General features: G+C 66.8%; 15 protein-coding genes. 4 read left to right on the top strand and 11 right to left on the bottom strand.

Annotated features, from left to right (window positions below; all coding sequences use genetic code 11):
- Nucleotides 1-3: 3 nt before the first annotated feature.
- Together G6N57_RS24405 and G6N57_RS24400 are read right to left on the bottom strand one after the other, a co-directional pair.
- A complete protein-coding gene (locus G6N57_RS24405; RefSeq protein WP_077739036.1) occupies nt 4-921 on the bottom strand; it encodes an HpcH/HpaI aldolase/citrate lyase family protein in 918 nt (305 codons plus the stop codon).
- A gap of 22 nt (nt 922-943) precedes the next feature.
- A complete protein-coding gene (locus G6N57_RS24400; protein WP_077739037.1) occupies nt 944-1,693 on the bottom strand; it encodes a dienelactone hydrolase family protein in 750 nt (249 codons plus the stop codon).
- A gap of 42 nt (nt 1,694-1,735) precedes the next feature.
- Between G6N57_RS24400 and G6N57_RS24395 the strand changes: the two genes are divergently transcribed.
- The gene (locus G6N57_RS24395) at nt 1,736-2,536 is read left to right on the top strand and encodes a thymidylate synthase (protein WP_077739038.1); all 801 of its coding nucleotides are present in this window, start codon (nt 1,736-1,738) and stop codon (nt 2,534-2,536) included.
- Complete coding sequence (locus G6N57_RS24390) at nt 2,533-3,024, top strand: dihydrofolate reductase (protein ID WP_077739039.1); 492 nt, start codon at nt 2,533-2,535, stop codon at nt 3,022-3,024. Before G6N57_RS24395 ends, G6N57_RS24390 begins: the two co-directional genes overlap by 4 nt.
- On the opposite strand, the gene G6N57_RS24385 is transcribed toward G6N57_RS24390, so the two are convergent.
- On the bottom strand, nt 3,006-4,247 hold the full coding sequence (locus tag G6N57_RS24385) for a DUF4303 domain-containing protein (protein ID WP_097926481.1): 1,242 nt from the start codon (nt 4,245-4,247) through the stop codon (nt 3,006-3,008). The two genes, G6N57_RS24390 and G6N57_RS24385, sit on opposite strands and share 19 nt — an antisense overlap.
- Before the next feature lie 96 nt (nt 4,248-4,343).
- Between G6N57_RS24385 and G6N57_RS24380 the strand changes: the two genes are divergently transcribed.
- Nucleotides 4,344-5,546, top strand: coding sequence for a winged helix-turn-helix domain-containing protein (locus G6N57_RS24380; RefSeq protein WP_077739042.1), 1,203 nt, complete (start codon nt 4,344-4,346; stop codon nt 5,544-5,546).
- On the opposite strand, the gene G6N57_RS24375 is transcribed toward G6N57_RS24380, so the two are convergent.
- Nucleotides 5,523-6,929, bottom strand: coding sequence for an APC family permease (locus G6N57_RS24375; RefSeq protein WP_077739043.1), 1,407 nt, complete (start codon nt 6,927-6,929; stop codon nt 5,523-5,525). The genes G6N57_RS24380 and G6N57_RS24375 overlap by 24 nt on opposite strands.
- A 28-nt stretch (nt 6,930-6,957) precedes the next feature.
- The gene (locus G6N57_RS24370; RefSeq protein ID WP_077739044.1) at nt 6,958-7,887 is read right to left on the bottom strand and encodes a proline iminopeptidase-family hydrolase; all 930 of its coding nucleotides are present in this window, start codon (nt 7,885-7,887) and stop codon (nt 6,958-6,960) included.
- A gap of 69 nt (nt 7,888-7,956) precedes the next feature.
- Here G6N57_RS24370 and G6N57_RS24365 point away from each other — a divergent pair, with 69 nt between their 5' ends.
- Nucleotides 7,957-8,745 carry a FadR/GntR family transcriptional regulator gene (locus tag G6N57_RS24365; protein WP_077739045.1) on the top strand — a complete coding sequence of 263 codons (789 nt, stop codon included), beginning with the start codon at nt 7,957-7,959 and terminating at the stop codon, nt 8,743-8,745.
- Here the strand turns inward: G6N57_RS24365 and G6N57_RS24360 are convergent.
- The 6 genes from G6N57_RS24360 to G6N57_RS24335 form a co-directional block, all read right to left on the bottom strand.
- Nucleotides 8,742-9,977: a sulfotransferase family protein gene (locus tag G6N57_RS24360; RefSeq protein WP_407665993.1), complete on the bottom strand. Its 1,236-nt coding sequence runs from the start codon at nt 9,975-9,977 to the stop codon at nt 8,742-8,744. The two genes, G6N57_RS24365 and G6N57_RS24360, sit on opposite strands and share 4 nt — an antisense overlap.
- Before the next feature lie 8 nt (nt 9,978-9,985).
- Nucleotides 9,986-11,062 (bottom strand): DUF1214 domain-containing protein, encoded by a 1,077-nt coding sequence (locus G6N57_RS24355; protein ID WP_077739047.1) that lies wholly within the window; start codon nt 11,060-11,062, stop codon nt 9,986-9,988.
- Nucleotides 11,059-11,613, bottom strand: coding sequence for a TetR/AcrR family transcriptional regulator (locus tag G6N57_RS24350; RefSeq protein WP_235680574.1), 555 nt, complete (start codon nt 11,611-11,613; stop codon nt 11,059-11,061). The genes G6N57_RS24355 and G6N57_RS24350 overlap by 4 nt, the downstream gene beginning before the upstream one ends.
- Before the next feature lie 188 nt (nt 11,614-11,801).
- Nucleotides 11,802-12,587, bottom strand: coding sequence for a bestrophin-like domain (locus tag G6N57_RS24345; protein WP_077739049.1), 786 nt, complete (start codon nt 12,585-12,587; stop codon nt 11,802-11,804).
- A gap of 73 nt (nt 12,588-12,660) precedes the next feature.
- Nucleotides 12,661-12,942 carry a hypothetical protein gene (locus tag G6N57_RS24340; RefSeq protein WP_077739050.1) on the bottom strand — a complete coding sequence of 94 codons (282 nt, stop codon included), beginning with the start codon at nt 12,940-12,942 and terminating at the stop codon, nt 12,661-12,663.
- 185 nt (nt 12,943-13,127) lie between these two features.
- Complete coding sequence (locus tag G6N57_RS24335; protein ID WP_077739051.1) at nt 13,128-13,997, bottom strand: DMT family transporter; 870 nt, start codon at nt 13,995-13,997, stop codon at nt 13,128-13,130.
- Between the last annotated feature and the right edge of the window lie 116 nt (nt 13,998-14,113).

Here is a 14,113-nt window from a genome sequence, read left to right as displayed (position 1 = left end):
GACTCAGTAGTGGTACGTGTCGGACGGGGCCGGCACGTGATCGGGATCGTCGCTGTACTCGGGTTCGTGGATGCCGTACGCCCTGGCCAGGTCGAGGATCTTGTTGGCCCGGGCGATACGGGGCAGGTCGGACCCGTTGCGGATCTCTCCGCCGTCGCGCTGGAATTCGGCGAAAAACTCCTTGGCCCAGCTGATCTCGTCCTGTGAGGGGGCCAGCCCCTCGTTGACGGTCGGGCACTGATCGGGCGTCAGGCAGATCTTGCCGGTCATCCCGAACTCGGCCGAGACCGCCGTGGCCTCCGACAGCCGCAGTGCGCTGGACCCCACGGTGGGCCCGTCGATCGCGCCCGGGAGTCCGGCGGCCTTGGCGGCGATGGTGAACCGCGACCGCGCGTAGGCCAACGTTGCCGGATTGTCGCCGAATCCGGTGTCGCGCCGGAAGTCGCCGATGCCGAACGCGAGGCGGAATGCGCCCTTGGCCGAAGCGATCTCGGTGATCCGCTCGAGGCCGCGGGCGGTCTCCACCAAGGCGACGATCGGCACATCGGGCAGCCGGCGGGCAGTCTCGGTGACATGGTCCACCGACTCGACCATGGCCAGCATGACGCCGCCCACCGAGGTGCCCGCCAGCATTTCGAGGTCATCGGCCCACCACGGGGTCCCGAAGCCGTTGATCCGCACCCAGTCGCTGTTGCCGTCGGCCAGCCACCGCGTCACCTTCTCGCGGGCGGCCACCTTGTCCTTGGGTGCGACCGCGTCCTCGATGTCGAGCACGACGATGTCGGCGCGGGAACGGGCCGCCGGCGCGAACCGCTCAAACTGTGCGCCGTTTACCAGCAGCCAGCTCCGGGCCAGTACCGGATCGATCCGGAATCCGGGTTCGGTGGGATGGGACTCGTCGGAGAAGGGCTGGTCATACACGCCGTCAATCGTCGCTTACCGCCTATGCCGGGGCGAAAGCGGCCCCGAACACCCGCTCGGTGTTCTCCCAGTGCCGCTTTGCGGCTGCCTCGTCGTACACCGCCTTGTGATCAGGCACCGCGAAGCCGTGGGCTGCGGGATAGAACTCGATGGTGTGGTCGACGGCGGCTCCGGACAGCGCGTCCTCAAGGCGCTTGGCATCGTCCTCGGTGAACGAGGCGTCGTTCTCGGCCGCGGCCACGTAGACCGTCGCCCGGATCTTGTCGGCCAGCAGATGCGGGCTGTCGGGATCGTCCGCCACGGCCAGCCTGCCGCCGTGGAAGGACAGCGCGGCCGCAACCCGCTCCGGCACCCGGGTGGCGACGATCAGCGATGCCCGCCCGCCCATGCAGTAGCCGGTGGTGCCGAACTTCTCGCCGGAGACGTCGGGCCGGGCGGCGAGGTAGTCGAAGAACGCCTCCGCGTCGGCGGCGTAGATCTCCGGGGTGAGTGTGCTCATCAGCTCGAACAGCTGCTTGCGTTGCTCCTGGTCGGTGAACACCGTGTTGAGGTCGAAGGGTCCCCAGCCCGGGGTGCGGTAGTAGACGTCCGGGACCAGCACGACGTAACCGAATCCGGCCAGCTTGGCCGCCATCTCTTCCATGGTGGGCCGTAGGCCGCCGGCGTCGGGAAACAGCACGACCCCCGGCCAGGGGCCGTCGGCTTCCGGCGTCGCGACGGTGACGGGGCAGGTGCCATCGGGGGTGGTGATCGTGTCTGTGGTGGTCGGCATGGCTTCCGTTCTACTCCCCGGGTCGGCACGTAAGCTGAGAGCGTGCCGATCCAAACCCCCTACGAAGACCTGCTACGAAAGGTGACCGAGCAGGGGGTGGCGAAATCCGATCGCACCGGCACCGGCACCCGCAGTCTGTTCGGGCATCAGATGCGTTACGACCTGGCGGCCGGCTTTCCGTTGATCACCACCAAGAAGGTGCACACCAAATCGGTGATCTACGAGTTGCTGTGGTTCTTGCGCGGCGATTCGAACGTGCGGTGGCTGCAAGACCACGGCGTCACGATCTGGGATGAATGGGCCAGTGAGACAGGCGATCTCGGACCGGTCTACGGCGTGCAGTGGCGGTCGTGGCCGACGCCGTCCGGTGACCACATCGATCAGATCTCGAATGCCCTCGATCTGCTCAAGCGGGACCCCGACTCACGGCGCAACATCGTCTCGGCGTGGAATGTGGGGGAGATCCCGCAGATGGCCCTGCCGCCGTGCCACGCGTTCTTTCAGTTCTACGTCGCCGACCAGAAGCTGTCCTGCCAGCTGTATCAGCGGAGTGCGGATCTCTTCCTGGGGGTGCCGTTCAACATCGCCAGCTACGCCCTGCTGACGCACATGATGGCCGCACAGGCCGGGTTGGGCGTCGGTGAATTCGTCTGGACCGGCGGCGATTGCCACATCTACGACAACCATGTCGACCAGGTGGCCCTGCAGCTCGGCCGTGAACCTCGGCCATACCCGGAACTTGTTCTGGCGCAACGGGATTCACTGTTCGACTACACCTATGAGGATATTGCGATTCTGAATTACGACCCGCACCCGGCGATCAAGGCACCTGTCGCTGTATGACCGACGATCTTCGACAGCTGGCGATGATCTGGGCGCAGTCGACCTCCGGCGTCATCGGCCGCGACAACGGCATTCCCTGGCACCTGCCGGAGGATCAGGTCCGGTTCAAGCAGCTCACTCTCGGGCAGACGGTGGTGATGGGCCGGCTGACCTGGGAATCGCTGCCGGCCAAGGTCCGCCCGCTGCCGGGGCGGCGCAACGTCGTCATCACTCGCGATCCCGGATACGTGGCCGACGGTGCCGAGGTACTGACCGGACTCGACGACGTCTTCCGCGGCTGGGTGATCGGCGGGGCCCAGATCTACGCACAGGCGATGCCGTTCACGGTCCGGTGCGAGATCACCGAGATCGACATCGACCTGCCACCCGCCGAGGGCGACGCGATGGCGCCTGAGCTGGACGCCTCGTGGACCAAGACCACCGGCGAGTGGCTGACCAGCAGCTCGGGTCTGCGTTACCGGTACTGCAGCTACCTGCGAGCGCGGTAGCCCGCCAGCCTGCGCACCTCGCTGTCGGGATCTTCGGCCGCGAGTTGGTCGATCCGGTCCTCCAGCGCGCTGACTACGTCACGGTCGAGGTCGCCGGATCCCATCGGTCCGATCAGATCGCTCAGCACGATGACCGCGTGACGACGGATCACGGGCTCGGGGTGCTCGAGCCCGGGCCGGACGCCGGGGAGATCGGCGGCGTCGAGCGTGCAGTACCCCCGTCCCGGCTTCAGATCGTCTGCCACGATCGTCGCGACTGCCGGGTCGGCAAGCCCGGCGGCCAGCAGCGTGTAGTCGAGCGGCGGGTGGCCGCGGCCGTGATCGCGGAACGAACGGTACGGGGCGGCGACGGCGGCAGCCCTGCTGCCGGCCGGCAGGTCGCGGCGGGCCAACACCTCCAGTCCGGCACCGAGCCGGCCCAGGGCGGTGGCCACCCAGTCGTGCGCGTTGCCCCGCAGCGGCAACGCCGCCCACAGCGCCTCCAGCACCTCGGGCGTGGCAATGTTGAGGTCTGCGAGTAATTTCGCTCCCGCCCAAGCGGTTTCGGGATGGCCGAGGGCCGTGATCCCTGCCGGCACGGCGGCCGCACCGGCGTCGAGCAGCAGTTCGGTCGCACGTTCCCGGCCTAGTGCGCCCGGCGGGCCGGGAAGGAAACCTGCCGCGGCCACGAGCGAGGCCACCCGTTGCTCGATCGGCATGGCCAGCAGATTCCGTTCGGCCTCCGCAGCGGCGAGGTAGTCGGGAAAGTGCCGGCGCAGTTCCTCGGCGGTCAGCGAACGAACGAGAAGATCCGCGTCCTCGTCATCGAGGTAGACCACGGCGTCGTCCGGCAAGGTTCCTGCGGCGACGAGCGTGGTCCGTGTCCGCGCGGCGATGTTCAGCATCGCCTGGGCGAACCGGTCCCATTCCTGCTCCCATTGCGTGCGGGGCAGATCTGTCACCGCGGCGCTGAGCCGCTCACCCCACTGCGAATCCGTCTCGCCCCACTCGTAGTCCTGGTACTCCCAGTCGGGCGGACTGAACCGGCAGTCCGGGTCGTCGACCGATTCTTCGGTGGCCAGGGCCAGGTTGGGTAGGTAGATCACCCCGGTGGTCTCGGCATAGAACTCGCTGAAGGCCACCGCATACGGTGTCTCCGACGCGGCCGCCTCGACCATCTCGCGGACCGCCTTCGCGGCGGCCAGGCTCAAATCCGTCTCGAACGCTTCCCAGTCGAACGCCACGCGGACCAGTATCGCGCCAATCCGCTCCGCTACTTGTCGTGCCCCTCGCTCCAATCCGCTCCGCTACTTGTCGTGCCCCTAGTGCACGATGGCCAAGTGGCCACCCTGACGACAACCCAGGCGCGCCGGATCGCTGTCGCCGCGCAGGGCTTCCACGACGCGAAGCCGCGCGGCCCCGTCACCCGTGCCCATCTGCGCAAGTTGGTCTCCAGGATTCAGGTGTTGCAGCTGGATTCGGTGTCGGTGGCGGTGCGCGCGCACTACGCACCCGTGTTCAGTCGGCTGGGGCCCTATGACCGGGACACCCTGGACCGGGCCGCGTGGACCCACAGCGCGCGCACACCCCGGTTGTTGGTGGAGTACTGGGCACACGAGGCGGCGCTGATGGCGGTGGAGGACTGGCCGCTGCTGCGGTGGCGGATGCGTGAGTACACCCACGGTCGGTGGGGCACCGAGATCGTCCGGAAGAACCCCAAGCTGGCCGAGGACATCGTGGCCGCGGTCGCCGAGCTCGGCCCGTCCACCGCCGGTCAGATCGAGGCCCACCTGGAGTCCGAGCCGCGCGGCCGCAAGGGGCCGTGGTGGGACCGCAGCGAGACCAAGTGGGTGGCCGAAGCGCTGTGGTCGTCAGGGGTCCTGACGACGGCGACACGCGTCGGGTTCGCCCGGCACTACGACCTCACCGAACGGGTTTTGCCGCCCGAGGTGCTCGCCAGGGAGCTCGATGACGAGGACGCGGTCCGCGAGCTGACGCTGCGGGCCGCCACCGCGCTCGGGGTGGGCACCGAGGCCGACATCCGCGACTACTTCCGGATGGGGGCCAAACAGGTCAAGCCGGCGATCGCCAAGCTGGTGGCCGACGGGGAGCTGGAGCCCGTCGACATCGAGGGTGTCCCGGCGTACCTCCGTGCGGGCCAGACTGTGCCACGACGTGACCGTGGAACGGCGCTGCTGTGCCCGTTCGACCCGCTGATCTTCTTCCGGCCCCGGGTGGAGCGGTTGTTCGGCTTTCACTACCGGATCGAGATCTACGTCCCGGCGGCCAAACGCCAATTCGGTTACTACGTATGGCCGTTTCTGCTCGACGGTCGGCTGGTGGCCCGGGTCGATCTCAAACGCACCGACACCGCGTTGCAGGTTCCCGGGGCGTTCATAGAGAACGGCCAGGACCCCGCGCGGGTGGCGGAGGCCCTGGCCGTCGAGCTGAGGACGATGGCGTCGTGGCTGGGGGTGGGCGAGGTCGAGGTGGGGGGTCGTGGCGACCTCGCCGAGCCGTTACGTCGCCGGTTCCTCAGCTAGTTCAGGGACCCCGCGTCCCCGGATCATGTTGGAGGCGAAAATGATCCCGCCGATCACCAGCCAGACGATGCCGCCGATCTTGGCCAGCGCATCGGCGTTGATCAACACGTAGCCGATGATCAGGAAGCCGATGGTCGGCACCACGAGGTGCAGCAGGTAGTTCCTCGATTTCTGGCGCACCGCGTAGTACCAGATGACCGAGGCGTGCAGCAGGCAGAAGCCGAACAGCGCGCCGAAATTCACCAGCGACGAGATCAAGCCGATCTGGCCGACGAAGAACAGCACCAGCACCAGGCTCAGGGCGCTGACCACCAGGATGGCTGCGATCGGCACCTTGCGTGAGCTGATCGTGGACAGGAACGCGGGCAGTTGGCGGTCGCGGCTCATCGAGAACAGCAACCGGCTGGTGGCGGCCTGGGCCGCCATCGCATTGGCGAAACCGACGGCGAGCACGTTGACCACGAAGAATGCGTTCATCCAGCCGGTGCTCGACGCGGCCTGCACCAGCAGGAAGAACGCGTTGCCGACCTCGTCGTCACCAAACGATTCGCGGCCGCCGGCCAGCAGGCTGGCCAGCCAGGTCTGGGTGATGAACAGGAACGCCACCACGAACAGGGCGACGATCATCGCGCGGCCGGCCGGGTTCTTCTTCCCGGTGGATTCCTCGGCCAGCGTGGAGATGCCGTCGAAGCCGAGGAAGCTCAGCACCGCGATCGACAGTGCCGCCGCGATCAAGGGTGCGGTGACCAACTCGGAGTTCCAGATCGGCAATGCGCTCCACCCGACGTCGGGGAGTGACTGCCCGTTGATGGCGCGCACCGCGATGATCACGAACAGCACGACGAAAACCAGTTCCACCGCGAGGAATACGCGGTTCACGATCTTGAGCGAACCCACGCCGAGCAGGTTGATGATCGTGTTCACCACCACGAAGACGACGGCCCACACCCATCGCGGAGTACCCGGGAACAGTCCGACCATCGATTCGGCGGCGAAGACGTAGAGCAGGGTGGGGATCAACAGGTAATCGAGCAGGATGGCCCAGCCGGCGAAGAAGCCGAGGCCGGGGTGGATACCGCGGCCCACGTAGGCGTACACCGACCCCGCCAACGGGAACGACTTGGCCATCTGGGAGTACGCCAGTGCGGTGAACACCATCGCGATCAGGCCGATCAGGTAGACCAGCGGCACCATGCCCGACGCGCTGTTGTAGACCGTCCCGAAGATGGTCCACGGCGCGATGGGCACCATGAACACCAGGCCGTAGACGATGAGGTCGGCCGTGGAGACCGAACGGCTGAGTTCCTGCTTGTAGCCGAATGATTCGAGATCGCGTTGCCCTTCACCGGTGGTGAGGTGGGCGGCGGCCGCTTCTGTTGCCATGGTGTTCCTGTCGAGTCGAAGGGGAGGGTCAGACCCGGGCGGCAGCGGCCAGATCGTGCTGATTCAGGAACTCGGCGATCACCGAGCGGAACTCCTCGGGTTTTTCCAGGTGAGTGCAGTGGCTGGTGTCGGCGAACACGTGACTGCGGGCGTCGGGAATGAGATCGACATAGGGTTGCCAGGTCGCCGGGGTGGCCTCGTCGAACTCGCCGGCGATGACGAGCGTCGGGGCGGTGACCGATGGCAGCCGGTCGATGATGCTCCAGCCGCGCAGAGTGCCGATGACGTGAAACTCGTTGGGGCCGTTCATCGTGTGGTACACCGTCGGTTCGGCCTCCATCTGGGCGACGGTGTCGGCGAAGTCCTTGGGCATCGGCTCGACCCGGCAGACGTGACGACGGTAGAACTCCTCCGTGGCGGCCAGGTATGCGGGATCGGTGACCGTGCCGTCGGCCTCGTGGCGGTCCAGCGCGGCCCGGGCCTCCGGCGGCAGTTGAGCGCGAAGCTCGGCGGCGCCCTCGACCCACAGTTGCATCGAGGCGGGGGAGTTGCAGATCGACAGCGACGCCAGTCCCTCCGGGGCCCGGACGGCGATCTCGGCGCCGAGCATGCCGCCCCACGATTGCCCGAGCACGTGGTACCGGTCGATTCCGAGATCCTCGCGGACGGTGTGGAACTCGTCGACGAAGAGCTGCGGTGTCCAGAAGTCGGCAGGGGCGTCGGGCAGGTGTGTGCTGTTGCCGCAGCCCAGCTGGTCGTAATGGATGACGGTGCGGCCGGTCTCGTCGGCCAGGGCGGCGATGTTGGCGACGTAGTTGTGCGCCATGCCGGGGCCGCCGTGCAGGACGAACAGCGGAAGAGCGCCGGGGTGTGCGGATTCCGGGGTGGTGATCTGAACCCACGTCTCATGACCGCGGAATGGCACTGTGCGGGTGCAACGAGGCATGGCGGTCAGCATGAACCATTAATGGTCTTGTGACAAGACCATTAATGAGGATTTAATTTGGGACGTCGATATTGTGTGCCCATGGGGAATCCCGAGCCGCCGACTACCGAACCCGCGGGCGCCACGCCCGGGTTGCTCGAGCGCGAACTCGAACCCTCGTCGCGGGTGGATGAAATCACCGACCGTCTCGTCACCGCGGTGGCGATCGGCGAATACCTCCCCGGCTCCCGGCTGCCTGCCGAGCGTGAACTCGCGGCGTCCCTGAAGGTCGGCCGGATGACGGTCCGCGCGGCCCTGGCCCGGCTGGTCGAGTTCGGATTGGTCGAAACCCGGCGCAGCGGCCGCGGCGGCGGCACCTACGTGCTGCAGCAGTGGCCTGAGTCGTCGACGGCCGCTGTCGGGCGCACCCTGACCACGCGGCTCGACGAACTACGGGACCGCTGCGATGCCATCTGCCGAATCCACGGTGCCGTATGCCGTGCGGCCGCGGAGGCCCGAACGGACCGTGATCTCGTGGTGCTGCGGGAGCGGCTCGAGGCCTACCGCTGCGCCGAGAGTGGTCTGGCCGCCCAGCAGGCGGACAGCGCGTTGCACCTGGCAATCATGGACGCGGCCGGCAATGCCGTGCTCAAACAGATGCTGCTCGAGTTGGAAGCCTCCGTCAGCATCGCCGCACCGGCGCACCTGTGGGGTGAATCGGCGACCATGCGCGAGATGGAGTTACGGGCCCTGCGGGAGCACGAACAGCTGATCGAAGCGATCGCCGGGCGTCGCGGCGACGACGCCGAAGCGCTGGCACGCGCACACCTGGCGATCGACTTCGAACACATCACCGCCGCGATGCGGCGGGTCGGCGGCCAGGGCGGCTAGCTGAGGAACCGCTCGCGGTAGTCGCGGAAACGCTCGGCCAGGGCGGCCGGATCGAGGTGAAGGTCCGCCGCGTCGTAGATGACACCGCCGTAGCGCCCGCGCGGATGCTCGGTGAGGAAGTCGGTCATCGCTGCCCGCACGTCGTCGCCGAACGGTTGGTCGGCGAGACGGTAGATGTCGGCCAGGGTGCCCCGCTCGTCGGCCATGAAGTCGTCGAACCGGACATCGATGGATTGCCCTGCGGGCAGGGTGTCGCGATCTCGGATGCAGCCGGCGAGCAGATCGTCGATACGGCCCAGCCAATGCCCGGTCAGCTGCGCCACATCGGGACGGGTCACCGCCATCCGGGTCGCGTAGCAGATCATCGTCATCATCGACAGTGTCACCTCGACCGGATCACGGTGGGTGACAACGAAAGTCGCATCGGGGAAGGTGGCGGCCAGCGTGGGGAACTGCTCCAGATGCTGGGGTGATTTGAGTACCCAGCGGGTGCCGCCGCGCAGCCATTGCATCGCCTGCAGGCTGCGCTTGACGTACCGATAGGACGCCGCCTGGTCGTGTGTCTTGTAGTGAGCGGCGAAACTCGGCACGTAGTAGGTGGTTTCGAACAGCATGCCCGAGATGTCGTTGGCCAGGAGCTGGATCTCCTCGTGGGCGTGCTCGACGGTCATGTCATGCATCCGCCGGAACTCCGGCAGCGAGGCGTTCACCAGTTCCAGGCCCGCACCGCATCGATCCCGGCGCGGCTGTGGGGTGTCCTCGCCGGGTCCCGGCACCGGTTCCAGGCTCTCCCAGTAGGGCAGATGGCGCAGGGCAGGGTCCGCGGCGAGCAGGTTGTGCAGATGCGTGGTGCCGGTTCGGGGGAGGCCGCAGATGATGACCGGCCGTTCGATGTCGACGTCCTCGATCTCGGGATGATCGGCGATCAGCGCCTCCAGGCGCAGCCGGTTGACCAGGTTGCCGACCAGTTGCTCGAACGCGATCGCCACACCGGTATCGCACAGACCCGCTTCGTCACGCAGCGAGGTACAGAGCACGTCGAGACGTTCCCGGAACGCGGGGTCGCCGAAATCGTCCAGCCCGGTCCGCTCGGTCGCCGCCGTCAGCAGCGACTCGGGGTTGAGGTCCAGGTTCGCGCCGTAGGCGGCCAGTCCGTCGCGGATCGGTTGGGCCGCCGGGGGATACACCGGATTCGCCAGGTCGTCGAACCGGATCGGCGCCGGGCGTTGCATGCTGGTGGTCACAGAGCCGATACCTCGGCCACATCGACCACCCGGCACTGCGGGTGCGCCGGGGTCTCCTCGGGCAGGAACCAGCGCAGCCAGATGAGGCCCTTGGACCGTCCGGCCGTGGACACCCAGTTCGGGTGGCCCGGGTCTTTGTCGCTGATGACGATGCGCCAGGAGCCGTCCGGCTCGTAGGTGACGTGGGCGACGTTGATCGTCACCCGCTCGTGGGTGTAGTCGTAGGTGTGCAGGAACGGATTCCACAGGCACAGGTTCCAGAACACGCAGTCTGGTGAGGTGCCCTCGATGATCAGGGCCTGATCCGGCGCCAGGTCGTAGGCGCCCATCGCGTAGGCCGCGTCGGCCGCCGACCAGCCGTAGGCGTTCTGCGGGACCGGGAATGGCGGGTGCAGCTGATTGGCGGGCTCGACCTTGGTGGGCAGGAACGAAACCTGTTCGTGCAACCAGTTTTTGGCGTACTGGAAGCGGCGGGCCAGCTCGGCTGCGCTGTCGGAGCGGCGGGCCGGCGGGTTCAGCGTCTCGATCCGCCATTCCGGCCGGCGCCCGGTGTCCGGATCATTCAGATAATCACGGGTCAGGGCGAATTCGGTGTCCGGATCGAGCTTGAGCCAGACACCCGGCTGCGGGTCGGGGCTCATGACGAACTCGAAGTTTCCGTCCTCGTCGAATTCGAGGTCGCGGTTGTTGATCGTGCCGACGATGCGGTCGCTGTAGCGGCCTTCACCGGGCCCGCCGTAGACCGTCATCGACAGGTACACCGCATCGCCGCGGTTGCCCGTGACCCGGTACGTGCGGGCCGGGTCCAGCGGTGCGAGCTGGTAGAACGCATCGGAGTTGTCACCGCCCCATTTGAGGTAGGGACTGATGACGTCGACCAGGATCGGCTTGTCGCGGTCACCCCATACGTACGCGTCGACGGCGACGCGCAGCACGCTGAACGCCAGCCGGTACCCGTCGAGCAGATCGGGCTCGCTGAGCGCGGGGTCGGCATCGAGCAGTTTCCGCTCGATGGCGCGCACCTCGTCGAGCAGCCCGTTGAACGCTGCGGACAGCTCGGTCTTGTCGGTCATACTTGGTCCTTCCTTCGGGGGTGGGTACGTCCGGCTCCTTCGATCAGCAAGGAGCACAGTCGATCTGCGGTGGCGTCGACATCGACGTCAGGTTCCATGTGGGCGGTGTAGAACGCGGTGCCGATCACGGCCTGGTAGACCATGTCGACGTCGACATCGGGGCGGACCCGGTTCTGCTCGATGCCGGAGGAGACCAGCGAGCGGAAGGCGTCCTTGGTGCGCTCATCGAGCAGTTGCTGGGTACGGATGTGCAGCTCGGGGTCGCGGCGGCGTTCGGTGAGGATCCCGAGCGCGGCGGCCTCGACCACGGGATCGAGCCAGAACGTGAGCACCGCGCCGGCGAAGGCGCGCACGTCGGTCTCGAAATCTCCTGTCACCGAGAGGAGTTCGCCGCCCGGCGGCTGCTCGAACGCGGCGTCGAAGACCAGGTGCGCCTTCGACGGCCACCGCCGGTAGACGGTCGGCCTGCTGACACCGGCCTCGCGGGCGATGGCCTCGATGGACAGCTGGTCGTAGCCGTCACGTGCCAGCAGGTCACGGGTGGCGCGCATGATGTCGCGCTGAGTTTGGGGGTCACGTGGCCGGCCAGGGCCTGTGATCGAGGACACATCGTTAAATTACGGTGTGTCACGTAATTGAGTCAATAGGTGAATTCGGTGCGGATGGCTCACGGTTTTCGACTCCTGGGTCGTGGTCGTCGTCGAACGGCAGCCCTGCGGTAGAAACCGACGCGGAACCGTCAGGTTCCCTTGTCGATCAGGTCGAACACCACGACGGCGTGTGAAAACCGTTGGGGGGTAACCCCGACCGGACCGTACGGATGGTCCAGCATGAACACGAGGAACAGCAGCAGAGCCAGCAGCACAGTGACGGTGCTGACCAGGATCATGTGAGCCCGGCTGCTCTCGAGCCGCATGAAGCTCGCCAGGGTGATCAGCACCAGGCTGCCGAAGATCAGGGCGCACCACAACAGCACCGGTATCCGTGGGCTTGAGTTGAGGATGCGCGCACTGCGGTCCGACGTCAGGGTGGCCAGTTGGCTGAGGAACTGGCTGTTGATCGGGCCGGCGGTCGCGTCCGATTTGGCGGTGCCGACGATGCGATACATCTCGGTGAGTGCGTGCCGGCCGTTGTTGCTGATGGTGCCGAACTCTGCCTTGCCCCATTCGGGGCCCTGTACCGCGGCCGCATACCTGCGCAGCTGTTCGCGGACCTGGGTCTGTTCCGGTTGCGGCATGGCCACCGTCTGGCGGTACATGGTTACCAACGTCGAGGCTTCGTTGGACACGTTCGTCTGAGCAGACAGGTACTGCTGCCATCCGACGACCACAGTGAATCCGAGGAGAGCGCCGTAGACCAGACCGACGACGGTGAGAAACGGTGACAACACCGAATTGTGCTCGGGTCGTGTGTCACGCGCGATGACCCGGCTGGCCAGCAGCACGCTGCCGACAGCCAGGCCCACCGCACCCACGATGACCACGGCGAGCAGGAGCCAGGTTCCGACCAACCCAAAGTCGCCCATAGTTGAAAAAGGATGCCAGCAAACTTCTCGGCGCGGAGGCGGATCGTTCGGTTTGGGTCCGGCCGGATCCGGATCAGATCATCTGAAGTGCCGCCAGGCACAGATCGGTCGAGACGAAGGCATTCGCCGGCTTGACGCGCTTGTGGGCGACGCCGCCGAGCCGCCGCTCGGAGAAGACGATGCGACCGTCCGGGCTGAACCCGATCTCCAGTTCGGTGGCCACACCGGATGCGCTCAGCAGAGGGTGTTCCCACACCATGGTGCGGTACTCGGCATTCGGGCCGCTGTCGAAGATCAGGTCCCAGTCTTTCTCGTTGGCGCGTTCTCGGACCAGATCCAGAATCTCGTAATGCACGGTGGCTCCTCTCATGATCAACGTTGGTTCGGTACTGCGGAGATTCGGTGCGCTACAGGGATATCGAGTGCACCCTCAGCTTCGTTCAAATCGGGCCGGTGGTCTGTCCGCCGATCGGGCCGCGGTCTGGACCAACCCCCGATCCGCCGATCGGGGGACAACATGGTCGCTGCGACAAGTCCGGATCAGGAAGTCTGTGCCCGCTCGTACTCGGCGGCACTGGAAACGGCGAGCGCGACGGCGCCGCCGACAGCCGCGATGAAGGCGATGACCACCAGCGGCCCGTACCCCGGCCTCGAGACATCGCCCAGCAGCGCCACGCCGACGATGCCGGGCACCACGGTCTCGCCGACCACCAAAGCCGCCGCTACCCCGTTCACCGACCCGACCTGCAGGGCGACGGTGAACAGGTAGAAGCCGCCGAGGCCGGCGAGCACCACGGCCCACGTCGCCGGGTCAGCGACCAGCACACGAAGATTCAGGGGATCGAGACCGTCGACGAGCCGAATCGCCACCGCCATCGCCCCGTAGAGCACGCCGGCGATCAGGCCGGCAGGCACGGCGGCGTTCTTCCCGAGCAGTCGGACCAGTGCGGCGCCCAGGCCCAGGATGATCGCCGACACCACCAGCACGCCCCAGTGCATCACCGTGCCCGGATCGCGATCGCCCAGACGTCCGGCGGTGGCCCCCAGAATGCACAGCGCCACAAGAACTATGGCGATCGCGGTCCAGTCGCGCCGGTGCAGCCGTACGTGGAGAACGAACATGCTCAGCACCGCGGTCACCACGAGATTGGCGCTGATGATCGTCTGCGACAGGAACAATGGAATCAAACGAGCCGAGACCAGGCTGCCCACGAAGCCGAGAAGGTCGAGCGCCATACCCGCGATGAAGATCGGTGCGAGCATCGCGCCGATCGTCGACCGCAGGGTGGGGCCGCTGTCTGCGGTGTCGGGTCCTGTGACAACCGAACGTCCCGCGGCATACGACTGCAACACCGAGGCAGTGCCGTATCCGACGCACGCGAGTACCGCGGCGGCCACGCCGATCAGCACTGCGAACCGCCGGACATCAGGCGATTGTAGGAGCGTGACCGTTCTGGCTCGGTGAACCGCGGTCGATTTCTACCGCGTGGTCGCAAATCGGCGGTTCAACAGCCATGGGGTAGAAG

Source organism: Mycolicibacterium boenickei (assembly GCF_010731295.1).
Lineage (GTDB): Bacteria > Actinomycetota > Actinomycetes > Mycobacteriales > Mycobacteriaceae > Mycobacterium > Mycobacterium boenickei.
This window is presented reverse-complemented; position numbering and strand designations above follow the sequence as displayed.